The sequence below is a fragment of the Kitasatospora gansuensis genome, assembly GCF_014203705.1.
Classification (GTDB): Bacteria; Actinomycetota; Actinomycetes; order Streptomycetales; family Streptomycetaceae; genus Kitasatospora; species Kitasatospora gansuensis.
In genome coordinates this window covers 5,185,977-5,206,012 of sequence record NZ_JACHJR010000001.1, presented here as the reverse complement: position 1 = coordinate 5,206,012, position 20,036 = coordinate 5,185,977, and the positions used below count along the sequence as shown (strand labels likewise).

Below are 20,036 nucleotides of genomic sequence, written 5' to 3'. Positions count from 1 at the left end.
TCCAACTCCTTGTCACGAGTGTTCAGTTGCCGGTGCCGCGATAGGCCCGCAGTCCGGCCCGCCAGGCCAGTCCGGCGGCCAGCACGCAGAGCAGGGCGGCCAGCGGCGAGGCGAACCGGAACGCCGCCGGCAGGCCGAGCGGGTCGGGCTTGCCGAGGATGTGCAGCGCGGGCAGCCAGTTGACGAAGGCGATCGGCAGGCCGAAGACCGTCCCGGCCACCAGTTCCTTGGCGAAGACCGTCGGCGGGTACTGGAGCATGGTGGCGCCGCCGTAGGTGAAGGCGTTCTGGAATTCGCCCGCCTCGCCCCACCAGAACTGCACGGTGGCGAAGCCGATGAAGATCGCGCAGAAGATGACGCTGCCGCAGAGCAGCAGCACGGCCAGCAGCAGCACCCGGTCGGCCGTCCAGTGCACCTCGACCCGGGTCAGCGACCAGGCCAGGATCGCCGCGGCCTGCACCGGGCGGCCGACCCGGCGCAGCGAGAAGCGCTCGGCGCAGACCTGGGCCAGCGCCGGCGCGGGCCGGATCAGCATGGTGTCGAGGGTCCCGGTACGGATCCGCTCGCCGAGCGCGTCCACGCTGCCGACCAGCAGGTTGGCCATCCCGAGCGCGAAGCTCGACGTCCCGTACAGGAAGCCGAGTTCACCCAGCGACCAGCCGCCGAGCTGCTCGGTGTGCTGGAACATTAGCAGCAGCACCACGAAGTCGAGCGCGGTCACCGTGGTGCTCGCGGCCAGCATCATCACGAACGAGGCCCGGTAGGCCATCGTCGAGCGGGTCCACATCCCGGCCATCAGCCACCAGGAGCGCAGTGCCCAGGCCGTCCGGGCCGTCATTGTGTCAGCCACCGTGCACCACCACCTTGCGGGTGGCCAGCAGTTGGACCAGCCGGCCGGCCGCCAGCAGCAGCACCGCCCAGGCCGCCTGGAAGCCCAGCCCGCCGAGCAGGGCGGTGCCGGAGCGGCGCTCCAGGAAGACGTCGGTCGGCAGCTGGATCAGCGCGGACCAGGGCAGCAGCCGGGCCAACTCGCCCAGCCTGCCCGGGAAGAGGGTGAGCGGCAGGAGTGCCCCGGAGAAGAACAGCGCGACCACCACCATCACCGAGCGCACCCCCTCGGAGTCGTGCAGCCAGAAGCCGGTGAGCGAGACCAGGTAGCGCAGTCCGAAGCTGACCAGCACGGCCAGCAGCACCGAGACCAGGAAGGCCGCCCAGGTGTACGGGTGCGCGGGCAGCCGGATGTCGAAGGCGAGCACCCCGGCCACCGTGGGTGCCACGCCGCGCCCGATCAGCTGGAACGCGGCCCGGCCCAGGTCGGCGGCCAGCCACCAGCCCATGAAGTCCACCGGCCGGTACAGGTCGACGGCGATGTCCCCGTTCCTGAACCGCTCCTGGACGTCGTCCTGGAAGCCGCCGCCCCAGACCGCGACGGTGATCAGCAGCGCCTGGCTGACCCAGATGTAGGTCACCGCCTGGTTGGTGTCGTACCCGCCGACCCCCGGCCTGGCCTGCCAGAGCGCGAGGAAGGTGTACGCCAGGATGAAGCCGAAGACGGTGTTGGTGAAGGCCCCGGCCAGGGTGGCGGCCCGGTAGGTGGAGTAGCGGCGGAACGAGCCGGCGGCGACCGCGAGGTAGAGGCGCACCGGGCCGGTCCCTCCGGGTGGCCGGAGCCGCTGAGCGAGCTGCATTTTGTCTCCTTGTCGACTTTTTGGCAGGCAGGAGGGCACAGCCGAAAAGACCTCGGGGGCAGCCCCGAACGGCCCCGACCGGCTGACCCCCGGGGGTACCGGGGATTGCGGGCGGAGCTGCGTCTGTCCTGCTGCGCTATGTGGTTGTCACCTTTCAACGTAGCGCCGACCCGGTTCCCGCGCAGCCGAATTACCGAGGGCCACGCATCGTCAAACCGGTCTGATGGTGGATCAGATCCCACATAATTCCCCCCATGAGCCAGCAGCCGGACCTGCCGCCCGCGCCCGACAGCCTCGAGTGGGAGGACCGCGCCGAGGGCTCCCGGCGCGGCCGCCGCCGGGCCCGGCGGGCCGCCCGCAAGGCCCGGCGCCGGGCCCTGCCCTGGTGGCGGCGGGTGGTGCCGACCTGGCGGATGGCGGTCGGCGGGCTGCTCGGCCTGGTCCTGCTCGCCCTCGCGGGCTTCGTCACGCTCTACCTGATCGTCCCGGTGCCCGACGCCAACTCCCAGGCGGTGGCGCAGAGCAACGTCTACTACTACGCCGACGGCAGCACCGAACTGGCCCGTACCGGCTCGGTCAACCGGCAGGACGTGACGATCCGCCAGGTCCCGCTGGACACCCAGCACGCGGTGGTCTCCGCCGAGGACCGCAGCTTCTACCGGAACAAGGGCGTCGACCTGCGCGGCATGGTCCGGGCCGCCTGGAACACGGCCACCGGCAAGGGCACCCAGGGCGGCTCCACCATCACCCAGCAGTACGTGAAGAACTACTACCTGACCCAGGACCAGACCGTCGCCCGCAAGGTCAGGGAGCTCTTCATCGCCCTCAAGGTGGACCAGCAGCAGAGCAAGGACGAGGTCCTGGCCGGCTACCTCAACACCAGCTACTTCGGCCGCAACGCGTACGGCATCCAGACCGCCGCCCGGGCCTACTACGGCGTGGACGTCTCGCGGCTGACCCTTGCTCAGGGCGCCTACCTGGCCGCCTTGTTGCAGGCCCCGAGCGCCTACGACGTGAAGAACAGCACCCCGGCCAACCAGGCCAAGGCGCTGGCCCGCTGGAACTACGTCCTGGACGGCATGGTCCAGCTCGGCTTCCTGGACGCCGCCACCCGGGCCGCCACCACCTTCCCCGAACCGATCGACCCGCAGCCCGCCACCGGCCTGAGCGGCCAGGCCGGGTACCTGGTGGACATCGCCGACGACTACCTGACCAGCACCAACGTGCTGGACGCGGCCACCCTGAAGGCGGGCGGCTGGAAGATCACCACCACCTTCGACAAGCCCAGGCAGGACGCCTTCGTGCAGGCCGTCCAGCAGGAGCTGACCGCCGAGCTCGACCCGGCCGCCCGGCCGGAGACCGACACCGCGGTCCGGGTCTCCGGCGCCTCGGTCGAACCGGCCAGCGGGAAGATCGTCGCGGTCTACGGCGGCCCCGACTACGCCAAGCAGCAGTACAACGACGCGGTCCGGCAGGACAACCAGGTCGGCTCCACCTTCAAGCCGATCGACCTGGCGGCCGGACTCGACGGCGAGCACACCACCCAGGACGGCCGCCCGATCACCACCCAGACCCTGTACGAGGGCACCAGCCGCCGCCCGGTGGCCGGCGGGCCCACCGCCTACGCCCCGCCCAACGAGGACGACGTCGACTACGGCTCGGTGACCCTGCGGTACGCCATGGTGAAGTCGGTGAACTCGGTCTACGCCCAGGAGGGCGTGGACGCCGGCCTCGACCACGTCCGGCAGACCGCGATCCGGCTCGGCCTCCCGGACACCGTGCCGGGCATGGACCCGGCCAACAGCTCGATGACCCTGGGCACCGCCACCCCGAGCGCGATCGACCTGGCCTCGGCGTACGCCACACTGGCCAACCACGGCCAGGCGTTCACCCCATGGGCCGTGCTCAAGCTGGAACGCTCCGGCGGCTACTCCGACCTGCCCGAGCTGCCCGCCCACCCGGCCCGCAACGCCGTCGGCCGGGGCACCGCGGATGCCGTCACCGACGTGCTGCAGGACGTGATCAGCCCCGCCGGCACCGGTGCCAGGGCCCTCGGCCTGGGCCGCCCGGCGGCCGGCAAGACCGGCACCACCGACAACAACCGCTCGGCCTGGTTCGCCGGGTACACCCCCGAACTGGCCACCGTGGTGGGCCTGTTCCGGGAGGATCCGAAGACCCACGCCAAGCTCTCGCTGGCCGGCACGGCCGGCTTCAGCCGGATCAACGGCGGCGCCTTCCCCACCGAGATCTGGACCAGCTACATGACCGCCGCCCTCCGCGGCACCCCGGTACAGACCTTCGACCTCCGGCCCAGCCGGGGCAACACCCAGCCCAGCACCCCGGCCTCACCCACCGTCACCCCCACCCCGACCCCGAGCCCGACGCCGTTCCGGACGCCCACCCCCTCGCCGTCGCCGTCGCCTTCGCCGTCCCCGAGCCCGACGCCCAGCCCGAGCAGCTCCCCCTCCCCCAGCCCGAGCCCGAGCGGTTCCCCGCTGCCGAGCCCCTAGCCCCGGTGGGACAATGGCGGCAAGAACACCGGGCCGCGGATCGTCAGCTACCGGCTCTACTTCGACCAGCTGGAGTTCCTCGAGCAGGTCGACCTGCTCCCGGACGAAGCCTGAAGCCCACGGGTCTCACAGGTCTCACAGGTAGAGACCGGTCGAACCCTCCGTGTCGCCGAACCGCGTCGCCGCCACGGCGTGCAGGTCGCGCTCGCGCAGCAGCACGTACGTCGCGCCGCGGACCTCGACCTCCAGCTTGTCCTCGGGGTCGTACAGCACCCGGTCACCTGGCTCCACCGAGCGCACGCTCTGACCCACCGCGACGGCCTCCGCCCAGGTGCATCGCTTGCTCAGCTCGGCGGTGGCCGGGATCAGGATGCCGCCGGTCGAGCGGCGCTCGCCCTCGCTGCCCTCGGTCTTCACCAGCACCCGGTCGTGCAGCATCTTGATCGGCAGCTTGGCGCCCAGCCGGTCGTGCCGGGTCTCCTCGTGCTGTTCGTTCCGCTCTTCGTTCACGCTCCCGACGGTACCCGCCCGACCCGGTCGGTGTGACGCTGCCCCGGCAGCCGAAAGGGGCCGGACGGATCCGGCCCCTCCCGAACGAACGGCGGTCAGCCGCGCTTGCGCCTGCGCACCGAGGCCACCAGCAGCAGCACCCCGACGCCGACCAGCGCGGCCGGGACGATCCGCTCCTTGCGCGGCTGCCCCTTCTCGTCGGTGAACTGCGCCTTCAGCTGCTCCACCGCACCGCTCGCGGCGACGTACGCCCGCCCGGCCTTCTCCTCGACCGAACCGAGCAGCTTGGCCTTGGTCTGGGCCGCGATGGTGCTCGGGTGCACCCGGACCGCGAGCTCGTCCAGGGTCGTCGCGAGCTGGGTGCGGGTCCGCGCGATGTCCGCCTCGATCTGGGCGGTCGTCCGCGCCGCCTTGTCTGTCCCGGCCTTGCCCACTCGGGCCACCCCTTCACTGGTTGCGTCCGTCAGTGTCCGTTACGACAGGTGTCAGTCTGTCAGCTCGCCGCCCGGCTCGCGCAGTGCCACCCACCAACGGGGGTAGGTTGGCCGCTGGTACGACCAACGAGTCCGCACGAGGAGAAGCCCCACCATGAGCGAGCGCCTTCAGCCCGGCGACACCGCCCCCGCCTTCACCCTGCCCGACGCCGACGGCAACCAGGTCTCCCTCGCCGGCCACCTCGGCCGCAAGGTGATCGTGTACTTCTACCCCGCCGCGCTCACCCCCGGCTGCACCAAGCAGGCCTGCGACTTCACCGACAACCTGGAGGTCTTCGCGGGCGCCGGGTACGACGTGATCGGCATCTCCCCCGACAAGCCGGCCAAGCTGGAGAAGTTCCGCGAGACCGAGAACCTCAAGGTCACCCTGCTGGCCGACGAGGACCACGCGGTGCTGGAGGCGTACGGCGCCTACGGCGAGAAGCAGAACTACGGCCGCACCTACGTCGGCGTGATCCGCTCCACCGTGATCGTCGACGAACAGGGCAAGGTCGAGCGCACCCTCTACAACGTCAAGGCCACCGGCCACGTCGCCAAGCTGCTCCGCGACCTCAAGGTCGAGACCGCCTGACCCCTTGTCACGGGTGGTGGGCTTCTCCGGCCCACCACCCCGTCACCTCCGTCGGAGGGCCGCCCAACCCGTCTCCGCCAGGTCCACCAGGCGCAGCCACCACCCCTGCACGGTGTCACGCACCGTCAGCCGCAGCCACTGCCACCGGTACCAGCCCGGCAGCCGACGGAACGGCACGAAGGTCAGGACGTCCTTGATCGCCGTGTCCGCCACCCCGCCGAACCCCTCCGCCCGAAGCACCTCGTACAGCTGCGGCGTCAGCCGCCCGGCAGTCCTGGCGAGGTCTCCCGCCGCAACTCCGCCGAGCCGCCGGACCCCGGCATCCGCCGACCCCAGCGCCCGCACCACCCGAGGCGCCACTTCCTCGACCCCGGCCCCGCTGAACACCAGCCTGACCACCGCCGTCCCCACCTCGGGGTCCCCTCGCTCGAACGCGGCATCCACCCCGGTCAGCGCCCCTTCGGCCGCTCCAGTCATCTCGTCAACCTCTCAGCGCGACCCGTCAGCTCTCGCACGGCGGCGGCGGCAGCACCCGCTGCTTCTTGATGTTGTCGATCATCCCAGCCTTCTTCAGCTTGGTCAGATCGCCCTGGGTCACGCTCTTCGACGGGTACTTGGACTGGACGTGCCCGTGGTAGTACTCGGTCACGTTGCCATGAGGGTCGCTGATCTCGCGGTGCCGGTCCAGGACCACGATCTCGTCGTTCTCGTGGTCCACCCCGAGGCGCCGGGTGACGTTCGGGTTGTCCGGGTCCATGTCGATCGAACGGTCCAGCGCCGCCTGGCCGTTGGAGGGTGCCCGGCTGACCTCGCCCTTGCCGGAAGAGCCGGACGAACTGCCGTGCTTGTCGTACTCCGAGTCGTCGTAGACCCGCCTGATCTTCTTGCCCTTGAGGCCGAGCGGGTCGGCCCACCAGAGCGGGTTCCCCACGTAGCCATGGTGGTTGGGCGCCGCGGCCAGTCCGAGCGGGTCCGGCGAGAGGTAGCTCGCGGTGTCGGCGTCGTAGTACCGGGCGAGGTTGTAGTGCAGGCCCGTCTCGGCGTCGTGGTACTGCCCGGGGAACCGCAGCGGGCAGTCGGCCATCGCGCCCGGAGCTCCGGATCGATGGCCCCAGAGCGTGCCGACAGCCCGCCAGGCGATCTCGCCCTCGGCGGTGACCAGTTCGGCCGGAGCACCCACCAGGTCCGTGACGATGCCGTGGAACCGCCGGTCGGTCTCCGTCCGCTCGGTGCCCTCGATCCGCCAGGACCGGTCCAGCTGGCTGACGGCCCGGTAGCCCTCGGGCTCCCAGTCCCAGGTGACGGCCCGTTCGCTGCCGGGGGAAGTCGTGCACTGCTCGGCGAGGGTCGTCCCGTCCCAGCTGAACCGGGTGTGCTCCACGACCCTGCCGTCGTCCGCCAACCGGGTCTTGCCCACCCGGCGTCCCAGCACGTCGTAGCGATAACGCCAGACCGCGCCGTCCGGCGTGACCGCCTGGACCAGGCGGTCCTCCGCGTCCCAGCTGTACCGCCACTCGCGCTCCCGGCCGGAGAGGGTCCGGCGGACCGCCTGCACCACCCGGCCCTGGCCGTCGTGCCGGTAGGTGGTCCGACCAGCCCGGCGGACCAGCGTCCCCTCGTGCTCGCGCTCGCCCTGACCGGAGTCGTCCCGGCCGGGGAAGCTCGCCCCGGCCAGATTGCCCAGCGCGTCATAGGCGTAGCTCTCGCTCCAGTGCTCCGCCCGCACGGCGGTGACCCGCCCGGCCGGGTCCAGCTCCAACCGGCGGTCCCCACCCAACTGGTCGGTGACCATCTCCGGGTGGCCGTCCGCCCGATAGCCGTAACCACGCCCCTGGAGCTGCCGGTACCCGGTGCCTTCCACTCCTTCGTCGGCACGCCAGAGCGCCTGGCCGACCAGCCGGTGCGAACCGTCCCAGCTCTGGGTCAGTGCCACGGCCCCACCGAAGTGCCGCGCGGTCTCACGGCCCAGCGGGTCGTACCCGAAGGTGAATTCGCCCCCGACGGTGGACAGCGCCGTCGGCAGGCCGTTGGCGTCGTAGCTCCACCGGGAGACCGCGCCGGTCGGTGTGGTCCGGCGGACCTGCCGGCCGAGCAGGTCGTACTCGCTGGTCGTGCGGTGCCCGTCGACCGTCTCGGCAATGATCCGGCCCGCCGGGTCGTGGCTGAACTCAACCGTGCAGTCAGTCCCGAGCGACCGGACCAACCGACCTGCCGGGTCGTACTCGAAGGAGGTCTGCGCACCTCCGTCGGCCCGGCTGGCCACTACCCGGCCCGCTGCGTCCCGGATGAACGTCACGGACTGCCCGGCGCCGTTGGTCCGCTCGGTCAACTGCCCGGCTGCATCACTGACATAACGGACCGTACGGCCGTTGAAGTCGGTCTCGGAGAGCAGCTCGCCGGCCGGGCCGAACTCGTAACTCCACCGGAGGCCCTTCGGGTTCACCACCTCGGCCAACCGCAGCTCGGTGTCGTGCCGGAACTCGTACCTGGTGCCGTCCGGGCCGGTCCGGGCCTTGGTCGTCCCGAACGGGCCGTACTCGAACCGGGTGGCCCGGCCGTCCGCGTTCAGGTACTCCGTCAGATCGCCGCGCGGGTCGTAACTCCAGCGCTCGGTACGCCCCTCCGGATCGGTCCGCCAGGCAGGCAGGCTGTCATCCGTCCAGCCGTAGGACGTGACACCGCCCACCGCGTCCGTCGCGGTGGCCAGGCGGCCGAGCGCATCCCTGGTGCAAGTGCTCACCGCACCGAGCGGATCGGTGCTGGAGAGCACCAGCCCGGCGGCGTCCGTGGTGTACCGGGTGGTACCGCCCAAGGCGTCGGTCACCGACCGGAGGTGCCCCAAGTCACCGTAGCTGCACCGGGTTTCGGCGCCCATCGGGTCGACGGCCAGTAGCAGGTTGCCGCGCTCGTCGTACTCGTAGCGCCAGACCGTTCCGTCGGGCTGGGTGGCCTGGAGCGGCTTGCCGTGCCGGTCGAACACGGCGGTGGCCAGTGCCCCATCGGGCAGGGTCACCGACGCCGGGTTCCCGTCCACGTCGTACTCGTAGGACGTGGTCCGGCCCAACTCGTCGGTCCGTGACCGCAGGCGGTCGTACCGGTCCCACTCCGAGCGGACCACGGCACCGCTCGGGTCGGTCTCGGTCACCGTCTGGCCCAACTCGTTGAGTTGGTAGACCGTCACCCGCCCGAGCGAGTCACGCACTGTGGTGAGCCGATTCGCCGGGTCGTAGCCGAACACCGCGTCCAGCGAGCCGCTGTCACCCCTGGTCTGGACACACCGCCCGGCCCGGTCGTAGAGGTACCGGTAGCGGAACTGGTTCCGGTCGGTCCAGGAGGTGATCCGCCCGGCCTCGTCGTAGCCGAGCCGCAACGGCCGGTCGGCCGCGTCCAGGATCTCCGAGAGGTTGCCGTTGCCGTCGTAGCGGAAGGCGGCCAGAAAGGCGCCCCTCGGGTCGTCCGCCGCCCCGGCCCCCACCAACCGGTAGCCGGTGATCCGACGGCCCGTCACCTCGACCGCCACCCGGTACCCACCGCTGTGCCGAAGCTCGACGGGCACACCGGCCGCGGACCGCACCACCTCGATCCGGTTACCGTTCCGGTCGGTGATCTCCCGGAGCGGCAACCGCACCCCGTCCGCGGCCGCCGACTCAGGCCCGTCGAAGTGCAGTACCTGACCACTCCCCGGAAGGCCGATCCGGTACCCGGAGTCGGTCCGACGCAACGGGAGCCGGGAACCTTCCAGCGGCAGCACCGACTCACCCGGCTCCGGTGCCGGATACACCAGCAAGGTCCCGTCCTCCGCCGCGAACACCACGCCCTCGGCGTCGAGTTCGAGGCACTGGTCCAGGGTCGAGGCCCAGGACGGGCCGAACCAGCCGCCGCTGCGGTACGAGGAGAGGTGGGTACGCCGCAGGATCAGCGGCAGGACACCCGGCAGCCGGACGTCCTCGTGCTCCAGCAGCATCTCCCCGGTCGCGATGTCGATCGGATCGCTGCGGCACTTGCGCCGTGAGGGCGGCACGGCCACCTTCCGCGGCTCGGCCACGTTGTCCCGCAGCCGACGTGGCCCCGGTCGCCCACCCGGCCCGTTGCCGGAGCCGTTGCCCTTGCCCGGACTACGGCCCGGGTCACGGCCGCCGTCCTTGCCCTTGAGGGCGTCCACGATCCGCTGTTCGGTGGCCTTGTGGTTGGCGCTGGTCTGCCGAAGACCGGTCCCCATGTCCTTGAGGTGCTTCCGGAGCGCCTTCTGCCCCTGCTCCATGACGTCCATCAACTGGCCGATGCCCTGCTCCGCAGCAGACGCCAGGCCGCCCTTGCCCCGGGTCCGGCCGAATGCCGCCCGGGCCTTGCCGTGATGCTTCCGGTGCGAGTCCGCCAGGTCGTCGGAGTGCCGGTCGAACTTCTTGGCCAGACTCTCCATCGAGTCCGGGTCGTGCTTGAAGCCGTCGCTCATGCCGCCTTGCCCCCGTCCGCCGCCGCACCTTCCAGCAGGTTGACCACCAACTTGCCCACCATGTCGCCCAGCGCCTCGATCACCGGCCCGGTCGCCATCGAGATCAGCTCGTCGATGATCTGCTGCTCAGCCTCCTTCAACAGCCGCCGTACGATCACCCTGGTCACCTGGGTCGCGCCCAGCGCACCCACCTCGGACAGCCCGAAGGTGAACGGCGCCGCCGCCTGGGCAGCAATCACCTCGGCCGCCATGATGCCCAGTTGCACGATCGCGGCGATCTTCGCGCCCTCGATGACCACCGCCACGCCGTCCAGACAGACGGCCACCAACCGCCCGCCCTCGGCGAGTTGGTGCAGATGCTCACCGGAGACCTTCCCCCAGTGCGCTTCGAACGCCTCCACCGCCAGGCCGGCATTGGCTCCCAGCATGTCCTGCACCGCCGAGTGGGCATCCGCCACCCCGCCGTCGATCTCGCTCGCGAACTCCCGCATGGCATCGGCCATTTCGCGATAGTCATCCTCGTCGACGTTCGGCCAGTTCACCCCGATCAGATCGAGCACCCAGGCCAGTTCGTCCGGCAGCACCACACCCACAACAAGCCCCCCCCTTGGCAGGTTTGGATCAATTCCCCGGAAGGCTACGTGAACTCACCCGTGTCCGAAGGAAGTTCCGCAACCTCGGACGCGAACAAGTCCCGGGGTGGTTGCGGGGACAACAGAGCGGTGGCGGTGCACCCCCCGACCGGGTGCACCGCCACCGCCGTCTCTCACCTCGTCAGGTCAGCAGACCCCGAGGTCGTTCCAGACACCCCACTGACCGGTGGTCGAGGGGTCCTCGCCGGTGGTCCACCACTTGTTGGTGTAGTGGTGGCCCTTCCAGGACACCTTGGTGCCGGCGGTGGCGTAGACCGCGCCCGCGCTCCAGCTCGGAGCGGTGCAGGTCCCGGTGGACGGGCTGGCGCTGGTGCTCGGGCTGCTGCTCGGGCTCGACGACGGGCTGCTCGACGGGGAGCTGCTCGGCGAGGAGGACGGGCTGCTGCTCGGGCTGCTCGACGGGCTGCCGCTCGGGGACGAGGACGGCGAGGAGGTCGCGCCGCTGCCGCCCCGGGTCAGGTCGCCGGTCAGGCCGTACAGCGTGCCGCCGACGTTGACCGTCCAGTTGGAGGGGGTCGAGACCGGCAGGTAGTAGGTGAAGTCCATGGTCAGCGACGCACCCGGGGCCAGCGACTGCCAGCTCGGCAGCTTGACCGAGGCCCGGTTGTAGATGCCCTTCAGACCACCGACGTTGTTGCCGGTGTGGTCCTGACGGATCGTCGTGAGACCGAAGCCGGAGGAGTCCTTGGCGTTGCCCGGGGCCGAGCTCGAGTAGTCGAACTGGAACTCGGTACCGCCCGGCAGGGTCACCGTGGAGTTGTTGGTGATCTGCATCTTCGGGCTGATCGGGTAGTTGGAGTCACCCAGCGCGAAGTTGTTGAACTGGATGTCGATCGGCAGGGTCTGCTGCGGCAGCGCGATGGTGGAGCGCTTCGCACCGTACGCCGAGGCGGCCTTGAACTTGTCGTACATCAGCGAGGTCAGGGTCGAGCCCTGGACGTACTGGCCCTTCGCGGCGTCCCACTGGTAGTCGCCCGCGAGCTCCCAGATCATCGCGCCACCGATGCCGTTGTTCACGACGTAGTCGGCCTTGGCGCCGACCGACTGCTCGTCCTCGGTGGAGAGGAAGACCTTCTTGGTGGCGTTCCACAGCCACGGCGCGACCAGGGTCGAGTCGTAGTTGCGGGTGTAGCTGCCCTGGAGCGCGGTGTCGGTCACGCCGTACTTGGAGAGGTAGTCCGGGACGATGCCCTTCTCCAGGTTCTTGGCGTGCCACATCGGGTTGGAGCCCGCCGGGGACTCGACCCCGTTGGTGTCCTTGTCGTTCCAGATGTTGTCGATGCCGCTCGCGCCGTCACCGCAGGTGGTCAGACCGGAGCCCGCCGGGCAGGTGTTGGTCGAGGAGGTGCCCCACAGGCCGTTGGTGCCACCGGTGACGTTCTTGAAACCACGGGTGTAGTACGGCAGACCGACGTTGATCCGGCCGGCCGTCATCGCGCCACGGAAGTAGTGGTACGCCCAGTCGGTGTTCAGGTAGCCGATGCCGCCGTACTGCGAGGTGCCGTACACGTTGGCGGCCGCCAGCTCGGCGTCCTTGCCGTCGTCGAACAGCGAGGCGTTCGGGCCGACGTACTTGTTCCAGGCGCCGTGCAGGTCGTACGACATGATGTTGACGTAGTCCAGGTACTTCGCCATCTGGTACGTCTCCATGCCGCGGAGCAGGTACCCGGAGGACGGCGCGGCCACGGTCAGCATGTAGTGCTTGCCGTCGGTGGCCCCGGCCCGGTCCAGCTTCTCGCGCAGGGTCTTCAGCAGGGCGTCGAACGCCTTGACCACCGAGCCGCGCTTGGCGTTCGCGGTGGTCCAGTCGAGCGGGTTGCCCGCGTCCTTCATCGAGGTGGCGTACTCGTAGTCGATGTCGACGCCGTTGAAGCCGTACTTCTTGATGAAGTCGACCGACGAGTCCGCGAAGGTGTTGATGCCGGCCTGGTTGACCGAACCGTCCGCGTTGACCGTGGTGGAGTAGAAGCCGCCCGAGTTGACGCGCTTGCCGTCGGCCCCGAAGTAGCCACCGGTCTCGGCCCAACCACCCACCGAGATCAGGGTCTTGACGTTCGGGTACTGCTTCTTGTACTTGGTCAGCAGGTTGAAGTGACCCTTGTACGGAAGCGTCGGGTCCATCTCGGCGCCGGCCACGCCCGGGAAGGTGATCCCGGTGGCCTCGTTGGTCGGGGTGTCGTCACCGACCGAGAGCTTGTTGCTGCCGTCGATGTGCCCGAACGCGTAGTTCAGGTGGGTGACCTTGTCCCAGGGGACGTTGTTCACCAGGTAGGCGGGGGTGCCGTCCTTGCCGGTACGCCAGCCGGTGAAGTACCCGATGATGCGGCGCTGGTGGTCGGCGCCCATCTTCTCGCGGCCTTCGGTGTCGTACACGCTGCAGTAGGGCACGTCCACGCCGGGCGTGGTGTACATACCGTCAGGGCGACAGGACTGGTTGTCGACAGCGGCCGCCGCCTGCGAGGGCGCCGTACCGAGCGTGGCGACCAGCAGACCGGCCAACCCGGCGGCGGCAGCGGTGGCGAAGGCCACCCGCTTGCCGGACGTCTGACGGCCCGCAGCGGTGGGACGCTGCTCCGTCGTGGATCGGATCAACACTCGGTCCTCCAGGGGGAGAGTGCCGGCGCGCGCTGTGGGGGCGCGCAGTGGGGGAGGTCGGACACACCACAGCTGACGACCGGTCAACACCCCGGCTGCCGCGCTGCAGATTGGCGCGAAGCTATGTGGTCTGAACCACATAGGTCAATAGGTCTGTACCAATCGGTAGTCATCCGAGACATGCTTCGTCAGGTGATCCTCATCACCCGTTCATCTTCCGCACGCCCCGTGCCCTTGGGCCCCAACACTCGTTCGTATCCGTGGGGACGGGCGCAGCAACGCGACCCGGAAGGGGCGGACATGACAGTCAAGTACACCCGCGAGCTACTGACCGCGCTGGCCGCCGAGTGCGACAGCGTCAACGCCATGCTGCGCCGACTCGACGTGCCGCTGGCGGGCGGCACCCACAGCTACCTCAGCGGCCGGCTCAGGCACTACGGCATCGACACCGGCCACGTCACGGGCCAGGCACACAACCGGGGCGAGCAGCTCGGGCCCCGGCGGGAGCCGTCCGAGGTGCTGACCGTGCGCCCGCCCGGCGGCCCGCGCGTGCCCGGTCGCCGGCTCCGGGCCGCGCTGGTCCGGATCGGGCAGCCGCTGGCCTGCGAGTCGTGCGGGACCGGCCCCCGCTGGCTCGGCTGCGAGCTGACCCTGGAGGTCGACCACATCGACGGCAACTGGCTCGACAACCGGGCGGAGAACCTGCGCCTGCTCTGCCCGAACTGTCACTCCATCACACCCACGTACTGCGGCCGGAACCAGAAGCGCCGCGAGCCGGCCTCCCCGATTCTCGATACCTCCGTGTGCGGGGCACGCGGTAGGCTGACGATGCCGAGCGCCTGTACCCCAGCTGGCTAGAGGGGTGCGGTTTAGGTCCGCATTGTCGTGGGTTCGAGTCCCACCGGGCGCACACGCACAGGAGCCCCGACTGCCGAACGCAGTCGGGGCTCCTGCCGTCCCGTCGGCCGACGGACTGTCAGCCCAGCAGCTCGCGCACCACCGGGGCGAGGGCGCGGAAGGCCTGGCCGCGGTGGCTGATGGCGTTCTTCTCGGCGGGGGTGAGTTCGGCGCAGGTGCGGGTCTCGCCGAGGGGCTGGAGGATCGGATCGTAGCCGAAGCCGCCGTCGCCCTCCGGGGTGGTGCGCAGGGTGCCGAGCAGCCGGCCCTCGACCACCCGCTCGGTGCCGTCCGGGAGGGCGAGTGCGGCGGCGCAGGCGAAGTGCGCGCCCCGGTGCGGCTCGGCGATGTCGCCGAGCTGGGCGAGCAGCAGCTCCAGGTTGGCCCGGTCGTCGCCGTGCTTGCCGGCCCAGCGGGCGGAGAAGATGCCGGGCGCGCCGTTCAGCACGTCGACGCAGAGACCGGAGTCGTCCGCGACGGCGGGCAGGCCGGTGGCGCGCGCCAGCGCGTGCGCCTTCAGCAGGGCGTTCTCGGCGAAGGTCACGCCGGTCTCGGGGACGTCCGGGATCTCCGGGTAGGCGTCGGCGCCGACCAGCTCCACGTCGAGTCCGGCCGCGCCGAGGATGGCGTGCAGCTCCGCGACCTTGTGCTGGTTCCGGGTGGCGAGGACGAGGCGTCGGGTAGTCATGCCGACCACCCTATTCGCCGTCAGCCGGTGCAGGCCTTGCTCAGGTTGGAGGCCGCGTCGCCGAGCGGCTTGAGGTCGGGCACCTGCTTGGCGTTGATCGCCTGCTGGGTCTTCTCGACCTGGGTCTGCAGGTCGGTGATCGCCTTGCTGACGTCGGTGTCGCTGGAGTTGCGGCCCAGCTCGTCGAGGTCGTTCTTGAGCGTCTGCAGCGCCTGCCCGGCGGCCTGCGGGTCGTTGCCCGCGTTGCCCCAGGCCTGGCTCACCGCGGCGAAGTCGCTGCTGATCCGCACCGCCGTGTTGCCGCAGTCGAGCGCCTTCTGGGCGGCCGAGCACCCCACGCCGAGCGGCAGCAGGAGCGCGAGCGCGGCCACCGACAGGGTGGCGGAACGGTTGATGCTGAGGGGCATCGAAGGTCCTCCGATGTGAAGACGCTGGGGCGGGTCCGACGGTCAGGAGGACGACGGCACGGCCGCCGCCGGTTCCCGTACCGCGCTGACGGCCCGAACCGTACGGGCTCCGGGCCCCGCCTGTACAGCGGCCACTCCCGGAGCCCGTACGGTCTGACGCCCGGTCAGCCCTCGAGCACCTTGCGCTGGATCTCGTCCAGCTCGGCGCAGCCCAGCGTGCCCAGGTCGAGCAGCTGGTCGAGCAGCGCGCGGTCGAACGGCGCGCCCTCGGCGGTGCCCTGCACCTCGACGAAGCGGCCGTCGGAGGTGCAGACGATGTTCATGTCGGTCTCGGCCCGGACGTCCTCCTCGTAGCGGAGGTCGAGCATCGGGACGCCGTCGATGATGCCGACGCTGACCGCGCTGACGCCGCCGGTGATCGGCTGCCCCTTCGCCCGGAGCAGCTTCTTGTCGCGGGCCCAGGAGACCGCGTCCACCAGCGCCACGTACGCGCCGGTGATGGCCGCGGTGCGGGTGCCGCCGTCGGCCTGGAGCACGTCGCAGTCGAGCACGATGGTGTTCTCGGCGAGCGCCCGGTGGTCGATCACCGCGCGCAGCGAACGGCCGATCAGGCGGCTGATCTCGTGGGTGCGGCCGCCGATCTTGCCGCGGACCGACTCGCGGTCGCCGCGGGTGTTGGTGGCGCGCGGGAGCATGGAGTACTCGGCGGTGACCCAGCCCTCGCCGGTGCCCTTGCGCCAGCGGGGGACGCCCTCGGTGACGCTGGCGGTGCAGAGCACCTTGGTGTCGCCGTAGGACACCAGGACGGAGCCTTCGGCGTGCTTGCTCCAGCCTCGTTCGATGGTGATCGGGCGGAGCTGTTCGGGGGTGCGGCCGTCGATGCGTGACATAGGCACCGAGCCTAGCCGCTCCGAACGAAGCGGCGGGAAACACCGCCGGTCGGGAAAGACGTTCGGGAAACACTGCGGCCCGTCCACCCCCTGACGGGGTGACGGGCCGGAGCGGTGAGACCGATGAGGTCTCAGCTCACATCATGTCCTCGATGTCCGCGGCGATCGGGTCGGCGTCGGTGCCGATCACGACCTGGATCGCGGTGCCCATCTTCACGACGCCGTGGGCGCCGGCGGCCTTCAGCGCGGCTTCGTCGACCAGGGAGGCGTCCTTCACCTCGGTGCGCAGGCGGGTGATGCAGCCCTCGACCTCTTCGATGTTGTCGATGCCGCCGAGACCGGCGACGATCTTCTCAGCCTTGCTGGCCATGTCTTTCTCCCTCTGTCTCGGCTCCCGGCAGCTCTGCCCGGTGCCGTACCGCTCGGTGCTGATGGCTGTCGTCGGAAGGTGACACGGACTCAGTTGCCGCGCCCACAACAGCGCGCGACCAGCATCGCCCGAGTTCGACCGACTTGCCACGTTAGTTCACTTTTGGCCCAGCAGGACGCGCGCGCTGCCGATCTTCATCACAGGATGACGATCAGCAGGACCTTGGACCCGGCGCGTCCACACTGCCCCGCAAGTGGTCTACACCAATATTAGGTGCACTTCGGACAACGCGGAAACGCCCGCCGGTGTTCCGGGCCCGGACACATCCGGCACTCGGAGGACGATGATGAGTTCGGCAGGCGCCACGGCTCCACAGGCCCAGTGGTGGCACGGCTTCTACGGCGGCCTCCAGAAGATGGGCCGCAGCCTCCAGCTCCCGGTGGCGGTGCTGCCGGCCGCCGGCATCCTGAACCGGCTCGGCCAGGACGACGTCTTCGGCAAGGACGGCCTCGGCTGGGACAACGTGGCGAAGGTCTTCGCCGCCGCCGGCGGCGCCCTGCTCGACTCCAACCTCGGCCTGCCGCTGCTGTTCTGCATCGGTGTGGCGATCGGGATGGCCAAGAAGGCCGACGGCTCGACCGCGCTCGCGGCGGTCGTCGGCTTCCTCGTCTACTACAAGGTGCTCCAGGCCTTCCCGGTCGACTGCGCGGGCACCACCACCCTGGTCGGGAACCAGTGCGTGGACTACAGCTCGAAGAAGGCGGCGAACGCCGTCTACCAGAACCCCGGCGTGCTCGGCGGCATCCTGATCGGCTTCGTGTCGGCCTGGCTCTGGGTCCGCTACCACCGCACCAAGCTGGTCGACTGGCTCGGCTTCTTCAACGGCCGCCGCCTGGTCCCGATGATCACCGCCCTGTTCGGCCTGGCGTTCGCCTGCCTCTGCCTCTGGGTCTGGCCGCCGATCGGCGACGCGCTGACCGACTTCAGCCAGTGGCTCTCCGACCTGGACGCCTGGGGTGCCGGTCTGTTCGGTCTGGCCAACCGCGCCCTGCTGCTGATCGGCATGCACCAGCTGCTGAACACCTTCCTCTGGTTCCAGTTCGGCGACTTCACCAAGTCGGACGGCTCGGTGGTGCACGGCGACATCCCGCGCTTCCTGGCCGGCGACCCGACGGCCGGTCAGTTCACCTCCGGCTTCTTCCCGATCATGATGTTCGCGCTGCCCGCCGCCGCCCTGGCCATCGCGCACTGCGCCAAGCCGCACCGGCGCAAGGAGATCACCGGCCTGATGCTCTCGGTCGGCCTGACCTCCTTCGTCACCGGTGTCACCGAGCCGATCGAGTACTCCTTCGCCTACATCGTCCCCGCGCTGTACGGCGTGCACGCGCTGCTGACCGGCGTCTCGATGGCGGTCACCTGGGCGCTCGGCGTGAAGGACGGCTTCAGCTTCTCGGCCGGTCTGATCGACTACGTCATCAACTGGAGCCTGGCCACCAAACCCTGGCTGATCATCCCGATCGGACTCTGCTTCGCGGTGGTCTACTACGCGCTCTTCCGCTTCATCATCACCAAGTTCGACCTGAAGACCCCCGGCCGCGAGGACGAGGACGAGATCGAGGACGTCACCAAGGCCTGACGCTCCGACAATTCCCGGAAAAGGCCCTCGGACCCACCGGCCCGGGGGCCTTTCGGCATGCCCCGAACAGGACCAACGCCCCTGTCGGAATTCCGCGAAACACTCACCACATATTCGGTGTCGGAATTTTTTCAGTTCCGTGTCAGCAGCGTGTTAGAAAAGGGCTGCACCTCAACTGGTGTAGACCAATCGGCCAGCCCGCCGATCGGTGCGCAGAGTCGCCCACCGCCGAAGGACAGCCCATGAGTACGACGACCGCCCCTGCGGCGGCCCCCGCCAAGAAGCCGGGTGCCGGCCTGCTGCAGGGCCTCCAGAAGATCGGCCGCAGCCTGCAGCTGCCGGTCGCCGTACTGCCCGCGGCCGGCATCCTGCTGCGCCTGGGGCAGGACGACGTGTTCGGAAAGGACGGCCTCGGCTGGGGCAAGGTCGCCACCGTCTTCGCCACCGCCGGTGACGCCGTCTTCAGCAATCTGCCGCTGCTGTTCTGCGTCGGCGTGGCGATCGGCTTCGCCAAGAAGGCCGACGGCTCGACCGCGCTGGCCGCGCTGGTCGGATATCTGGTCTTCCACAATGTGCTGACGGCCTTTCCGGTGGCCGGGACGGTCACCGAGGCGCTGCCCGCCGGCAAGCCGCAGAACCCCGGCGTCTTCGGCGGCATCGTGATCGGCCTGCTGAGCGCGATCCTCTGGCAGAAGTACCACCGCACCAAGCTGGTCGACTGGCTCGGCTTCTTCAACGGCCGCCGCCTCGTCCCGATCATCATGGCCTTCGTCGGCACCGCCGTCGGTGTGGTGGTCGGCCTGGCCTGGGGCCCGATCGGCACCGGCCTGACCAACGCCAGCGACTGGCTGGTCGGCCTCGGCTCGGCCGGCGCGGGCATCTACGGCGTGGCCAACCGGCTGCTGATCCCGATCGGCATGCACCAGTTCCTGAACACCTTCTTCCAGCAGCAGGTCGGCAGCTTCACCGACACCTCCGGCCAGACCTGGATCGGCGACATCCCGCGCTTCTTCCACGGTGACCCGACGGCCGGTCAGTTCATGTCCGGGTTCTTCCCGATCATGATGTTCGGCCTGCCCGCCGCCGCGATCGCGATCGCGCACTGCGCCCGCCCGGAGCGCCGCAAGGCGGTCATGGGGATGATGGTCTCGGTCGCGCTGACCAGCTTCATCACCGGCGTCACCGAGCCGATCGAGTTCTCCTTCATGTTCATCGCCCCGGTGCTGTACGTGATCCACGCCCTGCTCACCGGCCTCTCGATGGCGCTCACCTGGGCCCTCGGCGTGCACGACGGATTCAGCTTCTCGGCCGGACTGATCGACTACCTGCTGAACTGGAACCTCGCCACCAAGCCCTGGCTGATCATCCCGATCGGGCTCTGCTTCGCGGCGCTGTACTACACGCTCTTCCGGTTCGCGATCCTCAGGTTCAACCTCACCACCCCGGGCCGTGAGCCCGAGGACGAGATCGAGGACATCACCAAGGCCTGACGCCCGGTCAATCCGAAAACCCGTCCCCGACGGCACCCGCCGCCGGGGGCGGGCCTTTTGTTGCGCAACTCGCCAAAACAGCGATTACGGCGGGTAGCCATGATCATTAATCCAAAAGAAGGTTTCGATTTCATAGCGCTTCCCACCTGCACGCCTTCCAGGGGTTCCGGCTCTCTTCCCGGCG

17 protein-coding genes and 1 tRNA gene are annotated in these 20,036 nt (G+C 69.8%); 6 read left to right on the top strand and 12 right to left on the bottom strand.

Annotated features, from left to right (window positions below; all coding sequences use genetic code 11):
- Nucleotides 1–22 precede the first annotated feature (22 nt).
- Nucleotides 23–850 (bottom strand): ABC transporter permease, encoded by an 828-nt coding sequence (locus F4556_RS23285; protein ID WP_313068521.1) that lies wholly within the window; start codon nucleotides 848–850, stop codon nucleotides 23–25.
- Nucleotides 843–1,643, bottom strand: coding sequence for an ABC transporter permease (locus F4556_RS23280; RefSeq protein ID WP_184925021.1), 801 nt, complete (start codon nucleotides 1,641–1,643; stop codon nucleotides 843–845). Before F4556_RS23280 ends, F4556_RS23285 begins: the two co-directional genes overlap by 8 nt.
- 299 nt (nucleotides 1,644–1,942) lie before the next feature.
- Between F4556_RS23280 and F4556_RS23275 the strand changes: the two genes are divergently transcribed.
- On the top strand, nucleotides 1,943–4,198 hold the full coding sequence (locus F4556_RS23275; protein ID WP_184919205.1) for a transglycosylase domain-containing protein: 2,256 nt from the start codon (nucleotides 1,943–1,945) through the stop codon (nucleotides 4,196–4,198).
- Between the two features lie 135 nt (nucleotides 4,199–4,333).
- Here the strand turns inward: F4556_RS23275 and F4556_RS23270 are convergent, their stop codons facing one another.
- Both F4556_RS23270 and F4556_RS23265 read right to left on the bottom strand, forming a co-directional pair.
- Nucleotides 4,334–4,636, bottom strand: coding sequence for a GroES family chaperonin (locus F4556_RS23270; RefSeq protein WP_184925018.1), 303 nt, complete (start codon nucleotides 4,634–4,636; stop codon nucleotides 4,334–4,336).
- Nucleotides 4,637–4,803: 167 nt separating this feature from the next.
- Complete coding sequence (locus tag F4556_RS23265) at nucleotides 4,804–5,142, bottom strand: DUF3618 domain-containing protein (protein ID WP_184919203.1); 339 nt, start codon at nucleotides 5,140–5,142, stop codon at nucleotides 4,804–4,806.
- A 154-nt stretch (nucleotides 5,143–5,296) separates the two neighbouring features.
- Between F4556_RS23265 and bcp the strand changes: the two genes are divergently transcribed.
- The gene (bcp, locus tag F4556_RS23260; RefSeq protein ID WP_184919201.1) at nucleotides 5,297–5,773 is read left to right on the top strand and encodes a thioredoxin-dependent thiol peroxidase; all 477 of its coding nucleotides are present in this window, start codon (nucleotides 5,297–5,299) and stop codon (nucleotides 5,771–5,773) included.
- 42 nt (nucleotides 5,774–5,815) lie between these two features.
- Here bcp and F4556_RS23255 read toward each other — a convergent pair whose 3' ends face one another.
- From F4556_RS23255 to F4556_RS23240, 4 genes are all read right to left on the bottom strand, one after another.
- Nucleotides 5,816–6,250 carry a hypothetical protein gene (locus F4556_RS23255; protein WP_184919199.1) on the bottom strand — a complete coding sequence of 145 codons (435 nt, stop codon included), beginning with the start codon at nucleotides 6,248–6,250 and terminating at the stop codon, nucleotides 5,816–5,818.
- A 25-nt stretch (nucleotides 6,251–6,275) separates the two neighbouring features.
- On the bottom strand, nucleotides 6,276–10,226 hold the full coding sequence (locus tag F4556_RS23250) for a DUF6531 domain-containing protein (protein ID WP_184919197.1): 3,951 nt from the start codon (nucleotides 10,224–10,226) through the stop codon (nucleotides 6,276–6,278).
- Entirely contained in the window at nucleotides 10,223–10,819 is a 597-nt protein-coding gene (locus tag F4556_RS23245) for a WXG100-like domain-containing protein (RefSeq protein ID WP_184919195.1), read from the bottom strand. Before F4556_RS23245 ends, F4556_RS23250 begins: the two co-directional genes overlap by 4 nt.
- 186 nt (nucleotides 10,820–11,005) lie before the next feature.
- Nucleotides 11,006–13,408 carry a chitinase C-terminal domain-containing protein gene (locus F4556_RS23240; protein ID WP_313069245.1) on the bottom strand — a complete coding sequence of 801 codons (2,403 nt, stop codon included), beginning with the start codon at nucleotides 13,406–13,408 and terminating at the stop codon, nucleotides 11,006–11,008.
- Nucleotides 13,409–13,774: 366 nt separating this feature from the next.
- On the opposite strand from F4556_RS23240, the gene F4556_RS23235 reads away from it, so the two are divergent.
- Together F4556_RS23235 and F4556_RS23230 are read left to right on the top strand one after the other, a co-directional pair.
- Nucleotides 13,775–14,332, top strand: coding sequence for an HNH endonuclease signature motif containing protein (locus tag F4556_RS23235; RefSeq protein ID WP_184919191.1), 558 nt, complete (start codon nucleotides 13,775–13,777; stop codon nucleotides 14,330–14,332).
- Nucleotides 14,310–14,384 (top strand) — tRNA-Leu (locus F4556_RS23230). The genes F4556_RS23235 and F4556_RS23230 overlap by 23 nt, the downstream gene beginning before the upstream one ends.
- Before the next feature lie 66 nt (nucleotides 14,385–14,450).
- On the opposite strand, the gene rdgB is transcribed toward F4556_RS23230, so the two are convergent.
- The 4 genes from rdgB to F4556_RS23210 form a co-directional block, all read right to left on the bottom strand.
- A complete protein-coding gene (gene rdgB, locus F4556_RS23225) occupies nucleotides 14,451–15,059 on the bottom strand; it encodes an RdgB/HAM1 family non-canonical purine NTP pyrophosphatase (RefSeq protein WP_184919189.1) in 609 nt (202 codons plus the stop codon).
- Between the two features lie 20 nt (nucleotides 15,060–15,079).
- Complete coding sequence (locus F4556_RS23220) at nucleotides 15,080–15,466, bottom strand: DUF8711 family protein (RefSeq protein WP_184919187.1); 387 nt, start codon at nucleotides 15,464–15,466, stop codon at nucleotides 15,080–15,082.
- 164 nt (nucleotides 15,467–15,630) lie between these two features.
- Nucleotides 15,631–16,356, bottom strand: coding sequence for a ribonuclease PH (gene rph, locus F4556_RS23215; protein WP_184919180.1), 726 nt, complete (start codon nucleotides 16,354–16,356; stop codon nucleotides 15,631–15,633).
- Nucleotides 16,357–16,492: 136 nt separating this feature from the next.
- Entirely contained in the window at nucleotides 16,493–16,726 is a 234-nt protein-coding gene (locus F4556_RS23210) for a PTS sugar transporter subunit IIB (protein WP_030060521.1), read from the bottom strand.
- Nucleotides 16,727–17,072: 346 nt separating this feature from the next.
- Between F4556_RS23210 and F4556_RS23205 the strand changes: the two genes are divergently transcribed.
- On the top strand, nucleotides 17,073–18,362 hold the full coding sequence (locus tag F4556_RS23205) for a PTS transporter subunit EIIC (RefSeq protein WP_184919179.1): 1,290 nt from the start codon (nucleotides 17,073–17,075) through the stop codon (nucleotides 18,360–18,362).
- 242 nt (nucleotides 18,363–18,604) lie between these two features.
- Nucleotides 18,605–19,852, top strand: a complete 1,248-nt coding sequence (locus F4556_RS23200; RefSeq protein ID WP_184919178.1) for a PTS transporter subunit EIIC — start codon at nucleotides 18,605–18,607, stop codon at nucleotides 19,850–19,852.
- Nucleotides 19,853–20,036: the final 184 nt, after the last annotated feature.

What these genes read in the sequence shown, in the direction of transcription:
- F4556_RS23235 (WP_184919191.1), top strand. Translation starts at nt 13,775, where the DNA reads ATGACAGTCAAGTACACCCGCGAGCTACTGACCGCGCTGGCCGCCGAG.
- F4556_RS23220 (WP_184919187.1), bottom strand. Translation starts at nt 15,466, where the DNA reads ATGCCCCTCAGCATCAACCGTTCCGCCACCCTGTCGGTGGCCGCGCTC.
- F4556_RS23270 (WP_184925018.1), bottom strand. Translation starts at nt 4,636, where the DNA reads ATGCTGCACGACCGGGTGCTGGTGAAGACCGAGGGCAGCGAGGGCGAG.
- bcp (WP_184919201.1), top strand. Translation starts at nt 5,297, where the DNA reads ATGAGCGAGCGCCTTCAGCCCGGCGACACCGCCCCCGCCTTCACCCTG.
- F4556_RS23200 (WP_184919178.1), top strand. Translation starts at nt 18,605, where the DNA reads ATGAGTACGACGACCGCCCCTGCGGCGGCCCCCGCCAAGAAGCCGGGT.
- F4556_RS23255 (WP_184919199.1), bottom strand. Translation starts at nt 6,250, where the DNA reads ATGACTGGAGCGGCCGAAGGGGCGCTGACCGGGGTGGATGCCGCGTTC.
- rph (WP_184919180.1), bottom strand. Translation starts at nt 16,356, where the DNA reads ATGTCACGCATCGACGGCCGCACCCCCGAACAGCTCCGCCCGATCACC.
- F4556_RS23275 (WP_184919205.1), top strand. Translation starts at nt 1,943, where the DNA reads ATGAGCCAGCAGCCGGACCTGCCGCCCGCGCCCGACAGCCTCGAGTGG.
- F4556_RS23210 (WP_030060521.1), bottom strand. Translation starts at nt 16,726, where the DNA reads ATGGCCAGCAAGGCTGAGAAGATCGTCGCCGGTCTCGGCGGCATCGAC.
- F4556_RS23250 (WP_184919197.1), bottom strand. Translation starts at nt 10,226, where the DNA reads ATGAGCGACGGCTTCAAGCACGACCCGGACTCGATGGAGAGTCTGGCC.
- rdgB (WP_184919189.1), bottom strand. Translation starts at nt 15,059, where the DNA reads ATGACTACCCGACGCCTCGTCCTCGCCACCCGGAACCAGCACAAGGTC.
- F4556_RS23205 (WP_184919179.1), top strand. Translation starts at nt 17,073, where the DNA reads ATGAGTTCGGCAGGCGCCACGGCTCCACAGGCCCAGTGGTGGCACGGC.